Annotated in this window: 7 protein-coding genes; 4 read left to right on the top strand and 3 right to left on the bottom strand. The window is 66.3% G+C overall.

The window, feature by feature from the left end; all coding sequences use genetic code 11:
- Nucleotides 1-25: 25 nt before the first annotated feature.
- Nucleotides 26-2,392, top strand: coding sequence for a phosphoenolpyruvate synthase (gene ppsA, locus VIR09_RS27905; RefSeq protein ID WP_332015816.1), 2,367 nt, complete (start codon nt 26-28; stop codon nt 2,390-2,392).
- Between the two features lie 71 nt (nt 2,393-2,463).
- Here the strand turns inward: ppsA and VIR09_RS27900 are convergent, their stop codons facing one another.
- Both VIR09_RS27900 and VIR09_RS27895 read right to left on the bottom strand, forming a co-directional pair.
- On the bottom strand, nt 2,464-3,306 hold the full coding sequence (locus VIR09_RS27900; RefSeq protein ID WP_332015815.1) for a methylated-DNA--[protein]-cysteine S-methyltransferase: 843 nt from the start codon (nt 3,304-3,306) through the stop codon (nt 2,464-2,466).
- A 101-nt stretch (nt 3,307-3,407) separates the two neighbouring features.
- Nucleotides 3,408-4,145 carry a glutamine amidotransferase gene (locus VIR09_RS27895; protein ID WP_332015814.1) on the bottom strand — a complete coding sequence of 246 codons (738 nt, stop codon included), beginning with the start codon at nt 4,143-4,145 and terminating at the stop codon, nt 3,408-3,410.
- A gap of 168 nt (nt 4,146-4,313) precedes the next feature.
- Between VIR09_RS27895 and VIR09_RS27890 the strand changes: the two genes are divergently transcribed.
- The 3 genes from VIR09_RS27890 (at nt 4,314) to VIR09_RS27880 (ending at nt 6,988) form a co-directional block, all read left to right on the top strand.
- Nucleotides 4,314-4,748, top strand: coding sequence for an NfeD family protein (locus VIR09_RS27890; RefSeq protein WP_332015813.1), 435 nt, complete (start codon nt 4,314-4,316; stop codon nt 4,746-4,748).
- 100 nt (nt 4,749-4,848) lie between these two features.
- Nucleotides 4,849-5,775, top strand: coding sequence for an SPFH domain-containing protein (locus VIR09_RS27885; RefSeq protein ID WP_041655510.1), 927 nt, complete (start codon nt 4,849-4,851; stop codon nt 5,773-5,775).
- A 25-nt stretch (nt 5,776-5,800) separates the two neighbouring features.
- Nucleotides 5,801-6,988: a GGDEF domain-containing protein gene (locus VIR09_RS27880; protein ID WP_332015812.1), complete on the top strand. Its 1,188-nt coding sequence runs from the start codon at nt 5,801-5,803 to the stop codon at nt 6,986-6,988.
- A 1-nt stretch (nt 6,989) separates the two neighbouring features.
- Here VIR09_RS27880 and VIR09_RS27875 read toward each other — a convergent pair.
- The coding region (locus VIR09_RS27875) for an SsrA-binding protein (protein WP_332015811.1) at nt 6,990-7,304 on the bottom strand (315 nt) is incomplete at its 5' end.

The raw sequence follows: 7,304 nt of genomic DNA, 5'->3' as shown, positions 1-7,304 counted from the left end.
CATTCCATTGTAAAAGGTGACTTCAATGTCGTACGTTGTTTTGTTCGAGCAGCTCCGCATGACGGACGTGGACTCGGTAGGAGGCAAGAACGCATCACTAGGCGAAATGATCAGCCAGCTGTCTGGCGCGGGTGTCCGCGTGCCGGGCGGCTTTGCCACGACCGCTGACGCCTTCCGTGACTTCCTGAAGGCGTCGGGCCTGGACAAGCGCATCGCTGAACGCCTGACGACGCTGAACCCCGAAGACGTGCGCGAGCTGGCCAACGCCGGCGCGGAAATCCGTCAATGGCTGGTCGAGGCCCCGTTCTCGGCCGAATTCGAATCCCAGATCCGCGAAGCCTTCGCCAAGCTGGACGCCGACGGCAAGGGCTCGTTCGCCGTGCGCTCGTCCGCCACCGCGGAAGACCTGCCCGACGCCTCGTTCGCCGGCCAGCAGGAAACCTTCCTGAACGTCGTCGGCATCGATGACGTGCTGGACAAGATCCGCCACGTGTTCGCGTCGTTGTACAACGACCGCGCCATTTCCTATCGCGTGCACAAGGGCTACGCTCACGCCGATGTGGCCTTGTCGGCCGGCATCCAGCGCATGGTGCGTTCCGACAAGGGCAGCGCCGGCGTCATGTTCACCATCGATACCGAATCCGGCTTCCAGGACGTGGTGTTCATCACCTCGTCCTACGGCCTGGGCGAAACCGTGGTGCAGGGCGCGGTCAACCCCGACGAGTTCTACGTCTTCAAGCCGACGCTGGCCCAGGGCCACTACCCGATCGTGGGCCGCCGCATCGGCTCCAAGCTGATCAAGATGGAATTCGATCCGGAACGTCCGGAAGGCCGCGCCGTGCGCACGGTGGACGTGCCCGTGTCCGAGCGCAACCGCTACTCGCTGACCGACGACGAGGTCAACGAACTGGCCCGCTACGCCGTCATCATCGAGAAGCACTACCAGCGCCCGATGGACATCGAGTGGGGCCGCGACGGCATCGACGGCAAGATCTACATTCTGCAGGCACGCCCGGAAACGGTGAAGTCGCAGCAGGGCGTCAACGACGTGCAGCAGCGCTACCGCCTGAAGGCCACCGGCCAGGTCCTGATCACCGGCCGCGCGATCGGCCAGAAGATCGGCGCGGGTCCGGTGCGCGTGGTCGGCGACATCTCCGACATGGACAAGGTCCAGCCGGGCGACGTGCTGGTCACCGACATGACGGATCCCAACTGGGAGCCCGTGATGAAGCGCGCAGCCGCCATCGTCACCAACCGCGGCGGCCGCACCTGCCACGCGGCGATCATTGCGCGCGAGCTGGGCATTCCGGCGGTCGTGGGCTGCGGCAACGCCACCGACATCCTGAAGGAAGGCCAGGCCGTGACGGTGTCTTGCGCCGAGGGCGACGAAGGCCGCATCTATGACGGCCTGATCGAAACCGAAGTGGAAGAAGTGCGCCGCGGCGACATGCCCCCGATCGATCTGAAGATCATGATGAACGTGGGCAACCCGCAGCTGGCCTTCGACTTCGCCCAGATCCCGAACGGCGGCGTGGGCCTGGCGCGTTTGGAATTCATCATCAACAACAACATCGGCATCCACCCCAAGGCGGTGCTGGACTACCCGAACGTCGATGGCGAACTGAAGAAGGCCGTGGAATCGGCCGCCCGCGGCCATGCCAGCCCGCGCGCCTTCTTCGTCGAGAAGATGGCCGAAGGCGTGGCGACCATCGCCGCCGCTTTCTACCCCAAGCCCGTCATCGTGCGCATGTCGGACTTCAAGTCCAACGAATACCGCAAGCTGGTCGGCGGTTCGCGCTATGAGCCCGAGGAAGAGAACCCCATGCTGGGCTTCCGCGGCGCGTCGCGCTACATCGCCGAGGACTTCGCCGAGTGCTTCCGCATGGAATGCGAGGCGCTCAAGAAGGTGCGCGATGAAATGGGCCTGACCAACGTAGAGATCATGGTGCCCTTCGTGCGCACCCTGGGCCAGGCGTCCAAGGTGGTGGACCTGCTCGCCAAGCACGGCCTGGCGCGCGGCGAGAACGGCCTGAAGCTCATCATGATGTGCGAAGTGCCGTCCAACGCCATCCTGGCCGACGAGTTCCTGCAGTACTTCGACGGCTTCTCGATCGGCTCGAACGACATGACCCAGCTGACGCTGGGCCTGGACCGCGATTCCGGCATGGAACTGCTGGCCGCCGATTTCGACGAACGCGACGAGGCCGTGAAGTTCATGCTGCGCCGCGCGATCAAGGCTTGCCTGGCCGCCAACAAGTACGTGGGTATCTGCGGCCAAGGCCCCAGCGACCACCCGGACTTCGCGCAATGGCTGAAGGACGAGGGCATCCTGTCGATGTCGCTCAACCCGGATACCGTTGTCGATACCTGGCAGCGCCTGGCCAAGAACTGATCGGCTTGCTGATGTGAAAACCCCGCGCTTGCAAGGGCGCGGGGTTTTTTTATGCGCAAGCGCGAAAAGGGCTAGGCCGCCAGCGCTTCGCGCGCAATCAATTCGCGCTTGCGGTCTATGCCCCAGCGGTAGCCGGCCAGCGAACCGTCGGTGCGGACCACGCGGTGGCAGGGGATGGCCAGCGCGATGTTGTTGGTGGCGCAAGCGCGCGCCACGGCGCGCACGGCGCGGGGCGAGCCTATGCGTTCGGCGATGTCGGTGTAGGTGGCGGTTTCGCCCACCGGGATCTCGCGCAGGGCTTGCCAGACTTGCCGCTGGAAGGCGGTGCCGCGCACGTCCAGCGGCAGCTCCAGGCCGCGCGAGGGGTCTTCGACAAAGCCGACCACGGCCGCCACCCAGTCTTCGAACTGCGCGTCGGCGCCGATCAGGCGGGCGGCCTTGAAGCGGTCCTGCAGGTTGCGCACCAGTTGCTCGGGGTCTTCATGCAGCGCGATTTCGCAGATGCCGGTGTCGCTGGCCGCCACCAGCAGCGCGCCCAGGGAGCATTGCGCCACTGCAAAACGGATCTCCACGCCCTCGCCATTCTTGCGGAAGGCGGTAGGCGTCATGCCGAGGATGGCGGGGGCGGCCTCGTAGAAACGACCGCTGGAATTGAAGCCGGCGTCGTACATGGCGTCGGTGACGCTGGAGCTCTGCTTGAGCTGCTGGCGGGCGCGGCCGGCGCGCAGGGCGTCGGCGTAGGCCTTGGGGGTGATGCCGGTGGCCGCCTTGAAGACGCGGTGGAAATGGAAGCGGCTCATGCCGGCCTGTTCGGCCAGGGTGGACAGATCCGGCGGCTGCTCGGCTTCCAGTGCGCGGCAGGCGCGTTCGATGGCGGCGGCGTGCTGTTTGCTCAGGGCGGCGGCTTGGTTCATGAAAAAGCTCCTGTTGCGCGTGGATTCGCGCGCTTGGACCCATCGTCTCAAAAGCCTTCCGCCGCCGCACTCCGTATATTGCGCGGCGGCCGCGCGGGGCGCTACGCGGGCGCGTAGGCGTCGAGGAAGCGGCGCAACAGGCCACCCGCCACAGGGGTGGCGCGGACGTTGGCGGACAGTCCCGGGACGTCCAGGTTTTCAGCCGCGTAGCGGCGGCCGAAGCGTTCCAGATGGGCGCGGATGAAGTCCGGGCCGAATTCGGGGTGGAACTGGGTCGAGAACACGTTGCGGCCGATGCGGATCATCTGGTGTTCGTCCAGGTCCGAGCGCGCCAGCACGGCGGCGCCGGGCGGCGGTTGCAGCACGGTCTGCGCGTGCAGCATCTGGGCGGGAAAGGTGGGAGGCAGTCCGGCCAGCAGCTTGTCGCCGGCGGCGGGCGGCAGCAGCTCGACCGTCTGGGTGCCGACCTCGCGTCCGGCGGGGTTGTAGCCGACCTTGCCGCCCAGCGCGTAGGCCAGGAGCTGGTGGCCGTAGCACACGCCGAACATGGGCAGGCCGGCCGCGGCGGCTTCGCGCAGCCAGGCGGCGGTGTCCTCGCTCCAGGGTTCCTTGTCGGTCACCATGGCGGGCGAGCCCGTGATCAGTGCGGCGCGGTAGCTGGCGGGGGACTGCGGCCGCTTGCCTTCATGCACGGGCACGATTTCCATGGCCTCGGCGCTCAGGCCGGCGGCCTGGGCGAGTTGTTCGGCATAGCCGCCGAACTGGCTTTTGAGCGTATCGTCCGGATCGCCGGTGTGCAGGATCAGGACGGGGAGAGCGGAGGGTATTGCAGCGGTCATTGGGGCTTTTGCGTAAAGGATGCGGGCGCCGGGTTCCAGAGGGATTTCCACCGCCAGCGCACATCATAATCCAGCGCTCCGGTCCGCGACTGAAGCGCCTTTCCCGTTCCGTCCCGGAAATACGTACAATTCCGCTTACATACTCATCCTTTCGGGCGAATAAAAACTATGTGGATCTGGCTGGGACTGGCCGCGCTGGCCCTGATCGGGGAACTGGCGACGGGGACTTTCTATCTGCTGCTGGTGGCCCTGGGCCTGGCCGCAGGCGGCGTGGCCGCATGGTTGGGCGCGGGCCTGGAGTGGCAGCTGGTGGGCTGCGGCATCGTGTTGCTGCTGGGCCTGCTGGTCCTGCGCAAGACCCGTGTGCTGAAGAAGCGCGAGGTCGATTCCGCCCGCAATGCCGACGTCAACCTGGATATCGGCCAGACGGTGTCGGTCGAGGCCTGGTCGGACCAAGGCACCGCGCGCGTCTGGTACCGCGGCGCGCACTGGCAGGCCGAGCTGGCCCAGGGCCAGGCGCCGGTGGCCGGAGAACAAACCATCATCGAAATGCGTGGCTCGATCCTGGTGCTGGCCCCCAAGGCCGCACCTGGCTCGGCCTGAGCAGCGCCGGCCCGCCGCGGGCGGGGCTGGCTGCGGGCGTCCGCAAGATTCGGACGGTTCCCGCGTATGTACTTACCAGAAGGAGAGGCTCCGAATCATGATGATCGATACATCCACCATCGTCCTGCTCGTCATCGTCGCGCTGGCGATACTGATAGTCATCAAGGCGATCGCCATCGTGCCTCAGCAGCACGCCTGGGTGGTCGAACGCCTGGGCAAGTTCGACCGGGTTTTGTCTCCCGGCGCGGGCTTTGTCATCCCGTTCATCGAGCGGGTGTCGTACAAGCATTCGCTCAAGGAAATCCCGCTGGACGTGCCCAGCCAGGTCTGCATCACGCGTGACAACACGCAGCTGCAGGTCGACGGCGTGCTGTACTTCCAGGTGACCGACCCCATGCGCGCCTCCTACGGCTCGTCGAACTACATCTCGGCCATCACGCAGCTGGCGCAGACCACGCTGCGTTCGGTCATCGGCAAGATGGAGCTGGACCGCACCTTCGAAGAGCGCGACTCCATCAACAGCAACATCGTCGCTTCGCTCGACGAGGCGGCGCTGAACTGGGGCGTGAAGGTGCTGCGCTACGAGATCAAGGACTTGACCCCGCCCAACGAGATCCTGCGTTCGATGCAGGCCCAGATCACCGCGGAGCGTGAAAAGCGCGCCCTGATCGCGGCCTCCGAAGGCCGCCGCCAGGAGCAGATCAACATCGCCACCGGCGAGCGCGAAGCCGCCATTGCCCGTTCCGAAGGCGAGAAGCAGGCGCAGATCAACCAGGCGCAGGGCGAGGCCGCTGCGGTGCTGGCGATCGCCGAGGCCACCGCCAAGGCCATCACCCAGGTGGCCGACGCCGTGCGCCAGCCCGGCGGCATGGAAGCCGTGAACCTGAAGGTGGCCGAGCGCTACGTCGAGGCGTTCGGCAACGTCGCCAAGGAAGGCAATACGCTGATCCTGCCGGCGAACCTGGCGGATGTGGGCGGCATGATCGCTTCCGCCATGACCATCGTGAAGTCCACCCGCAACAGCTGATAACCGCGTCTGGCGGCGCCTGGCGATGATCGCTCCCGTTAACTTGCTTTTGATAGCAGCATTGGCGGGAGTGCTTGCGCTGTGCGTGCTGGGGTCCCTGGCCCGCAGCGGCATGGCGGGCATCAAGGAGGCGATACGCGCCAACCTGCTGACGCTGGCGGGGTTCGGGCTGTACGCCTTCCAGGTCACCGAGGCGCCGTTATGGGTGTCGGTGATCGCCGCCAGTACCGCCGTGGTCCTGGCGCTATGCGCGTATTACACGGGATTGCGCCGGCTGCTGGGCCTGACCGTGCCCAGGCGCCTCATGGCGCTGGCCTCCGGCGCGACGTTGCTGGCGGTGGCGTTCTACACCTACATCGAACCCCAGGTCGGACCGCGCATGGTGGTCATGTCCGGGCTGATGTTCGGGTTCATGGCCGCCATCGCCATGACGGTCAAGCGAGGCATGCCGTTGAACCGGTCCCGCTACAGCTACCATTTCGTGCGCGTGGTGGCGCTGGTATCCGCGGTGGTATGCGCGGCGCGCGCCGCCGTCTACCTGTTCGACATCGCGGCGGCGCACGCCCTGCTGCAGCCCACGGCGTGGAACATCGCGTTCATGACGCTGGGGGTGCTGACGATGCCGTGCCTGACCCTGGGCACCATCATGATCATCCACGACCGGATGCTGGCCGACCGCGAGCAGGAGGCCAGCACCGATTTCCTGACGGGCCTGATGTCGCGCAAGGCATGGTGGCTGCAGGCCGAGCGCTATTGCGCCCAGGCCCTGCGCACGCGGCGGCCGCTGACGCTGCTGTTGCTGGACATCGACTATTTCAAGCGCATCAACGATACCCACGGCCATGCGGCCGGCGACGCGGTGCTACGGCATTTCGGCCTGTTGGCCACTGCCACGCTGCGCACCGGCGACCACGTCGGGCGGGTGGGCGGCGAGGAATTCGCGGTGCTGTTTCCCGACATGCGCAGCGACGCGGTGATGGATGTGGCGGAGCGGTTACTGGATTCTGTCCGGCGCACGCCCTGTGCGCACGGCGGCAGCACCATTTCCTATACCTTCAGCGCCGGCGTGGCGGACTGGATGCCCGGGGAGAGCCTGCAGGCATTTTTCGAGCGCGCCGACCGCAAGCTGTATGCGGCCAAGGCGGCGGGGCGCAACCGCATCATGGGCCCGGGGCAGGAGGCCGAACGCCAGCCGCTGCCCGAGGCCGCCTGAATCAGTCGTCCTTGCTCTTGCGTGGGGCGCGGGTGTCGTGCTTCATGATGCGTTCTTTTTCGCGCTGCCAGTCTTTTTCGCGCGCGGTGTCGCGCTTGTCGAACATCTTCTTGCCGCGGCCCAGCGCGAAGTCCAGTTTGATGCGCCCGTTCTTGTAGTGCAGGTTGAGCGGCACCAGCGTGTAGCCGCGCTGCTCGACCTTGCCGATGAGCTTGCTGATTTCCTCGGCCTTGAGCAGCAGCTTGCGCGTGCGCATGGCATCGGGGTGGATATGGGTGGAGGCCGTGGGCAGGGGGCTGACGTGCATGCCCAGCAG

It is taken from the genome of Achromobacter sp., from assembly GCF_036567245.1.
Lineage (GTDB): Bacteria > Pseudomonadota > Gammaproteobacteria > Burkholderiales > Burkholderiaceae_B > Achromobacter.
This window is presented reverse-complemented; position numbering and strand designations above follow the sequence as displayed.